This is a genomic window from bacterium (genome assembly GCA_024742285.1).
In the GTDB taxonomy this organism is placed as follows: Bacteria; Myxococcota_A; UBA9160; order UBA9160; family UBA4427; genus UBA4427.
Genome location: JANSYR010000038.1, coordinates 1 through 2,538, shown reverse-complemented (window position 1 = coordinate 2,538; position 2,538 = coordinate 1). Strand labels below are relative to the sequence as shown.

General features: G+C 67.8%; 2 protein-coding genes. Both read left to right on the top strand.

Annotation, left to right across the window (positions count from 1 at the left end):
- On the top strand, positions 1–424 hold a 424-nt coding region (locus NXI30_28985; protein MCR9098276.1), incomplete at its 5' end, for a hydroxyacid dehydrogenase.
- 41 nt (positions 425–465) lie between these two features.
- Positions 466–2,538 (top strand): cation-transporting P-type ATPase (locus NXI30_28980; GenBank protein MCR9098275.1); only part of this gene is annotated, 2,073 nt, incomplete at its 3' end.

Here is a 2,538-nt window from a genome sequence, read left to right as displayed (position 1 = left end):
GTCCGATGTCATCACGATCCACGTGCCGGGCAACGAGAAGACGAAGGGTCTGATCGACGCCGACGCCTTCGACCGGATGAAGGACGGCGCGATCCTCATCAACACCGCCCGCGGTCCGATCGTCGACACCGACGCGCTGCTGAAGGCGCTGTCGAGCGGGAAGCTGGGGGCCGCCGGGCTCGACGTGCTGCCCGAGGAGCCGGTCGTCCGCGAGGAATCCGAGCTGCTTCGGACCTACTTCTCCCGCGAGCATGGTCTCGACACGCTGCTTGCCGATCACATCCTGCTGCGGCTGCGCAACGTCGTCATCACGCCGCATACGGCCTTCAACACCCGCGAGGCGGTCCAGCGCATCCTCGATACCTCGCTCGGGAACATCGAGGGGTTCCTTGAGGGCGCCCCCCCGAACGTGGTCTCCTCCTGAGCGACAGGACCATATCCGCCCGGCACGACGGAGAACGAGGCATGGCCGAGATCTACAACCGATCCATCGAGGAGGTGCTCGAAGCGCAGGGCGTCGAGCCCGGCTCCGGCCTCTCCCAGTCGGACGCGAAGAGCCGGCTCGAAGAGCATGGCGAGAACCGCCTCGAGGAGGCGACCCGCCGCAGCGGCTGGCGCATCTTCATCGCCCAGTTCAAGAGCCTCATCTTCGCCATCCTCTTCGCCGCCGCGGCGCTGTCCTTCATCTTCTCGGAGGTGGTGCAGGGCATCGCGATCCTCGTGGCCATCGCCATCAACGCCGCCATCGGCTTCGTCACCGAGCTGCGCGCCACCCGGTCCATGGAGGCCCTGCGCGAGATGGAGCGCGTCTCGGCCCGCGTCCTGCGCGGCGGCGAGGAGCGCGAGATCGAAGCCGCGGAGCTGGTGCCGGGCGACATCGTCCTGCTGAAGGCAGGCGACGTCGTCCCCGCCGACATCCGGTTGGTCGAGGCTGGCAACCTGCGCGTCAACGAATCCGCGCTCACGGGTGAATCCGTCCCCCGCGGCAAGACCACCGATCCCATCGAGGGGGAGGCCGAGGTCGCAGAGCGCGCGAACATCGTCTTCAAGGGCACCTCCATCAGCAACGGCAGCGGCCGTGGCGTCGTCTTCGCGACGGGCATGCAGACCGAGCTCGGCCACATCTCGCGCCTCGCCGAAGAGGCCGAGGAGGAGGAGACTCCTCTGGAGAAACGGCTCGACCGGCTGTCCCGGCGGCTTCTCTTAGTGATCGTGATCGTCGCCGCGATCGTGTCGGTGATCGGCATCCTCTCCGGACGGGATCTCTTCCTGATGGTCGAGACGGGCGTGGCGCTGGTCGTCGCGGCGGTGCCCGAGGGGCTGCCCATCGTCGCCAGCATCGCCCTCGCGCGGGGGATGTGGCGGCTGGCGAAACGGAATGCACTGATCGAGCGGCTCTCGGCGGTGGAGACGCTGGGTGCGACCAATGTCATCTGTTCCGACAAGACCGGCACCCTGACCGAGAACCGCATGACCCTGAAGCGCCTCGCCTTGCCCGAAGGCGACGCCGAGGTCCCGTCCGATGCCGAGGGTGGTTTCGCGCTGGACGGCGAGGAGGTCGACCCGAAAGAGCACGTTTCGGTCCGCCGCGCGCTCGAGGTGGGCGCCCTGTGCAATTCCGCGAGCCTCGACGGCGGTGGCGAAGACGCCCGAGGTACCGGCGATCCGATGGAGGTAGCACTGCTGGTCGGCGCGTGCCGGGCCGGACTGATGCGGGACGACCTGATCGAGGAGAGCGAAGAGGTCAGGCGCGAGGAATTCGACGCCTCGGTCAAGATGATGGCCACATATCACCAGGACGAGGACGGCATCCGCGTGGCCGTGAAGGGCGCGCCCGAGGCCGTGCTGGAGGTCTGCACGCATGTCTTCGAGGACAAGCGCAGGCGAAAGCTCGAAGGAGACGCCCGCGACGCCTGGCTCGACCGCAACGAGGCGACGACGGCGAGCGGACTACGGGCACTGGCGCTGGCGGAGAAGACGGCGGGTAGCGAGAGCGAGGAACCCTACGAGGGCCTGACGCTTATCGGGCTGGTCGGACTGCTTGACCCGCCAAGGAAAGAGGTCCGCGAGGCGGTGCTGGAGTGCCGCAAGGCGGGCATCCAGGCGGTCATGGTGACGGGGGATCAGCCCTCCACCGCCCGCGCCATCGCCGAGGCGGTGGGGCTCGTCGACGACGCGGGGAAGGCGCTCGTCCTGACGGGCAAGGAGATGAAACCGGCGGGCGAGCTGTCGAAGAAGGAGAAGCGGCGCCTCTTGAAGACGCCGATCTTCGCGCGCTTCGACCCCGAGCAGAAGCTGGACCTGATCCAGATCTATCAGGATTCGGGGAAGGTGGTCGCCATGACAGGCGACGGCGTCAACGACGCGCCGGCGCTCAAGAAGGCCGACATCGGCGTGGCGATGGGCCGGCGCGGCACCGAGGTCGCGCGCGAGGCCGCCGACATGGTCCTGCAGGACGACAGTTTTGCCAGCATCGTGACCGCGATCCGGCAGGGGCGCACGATCTTCGGCAACATCCGCAAGTTCGTCATCTACATG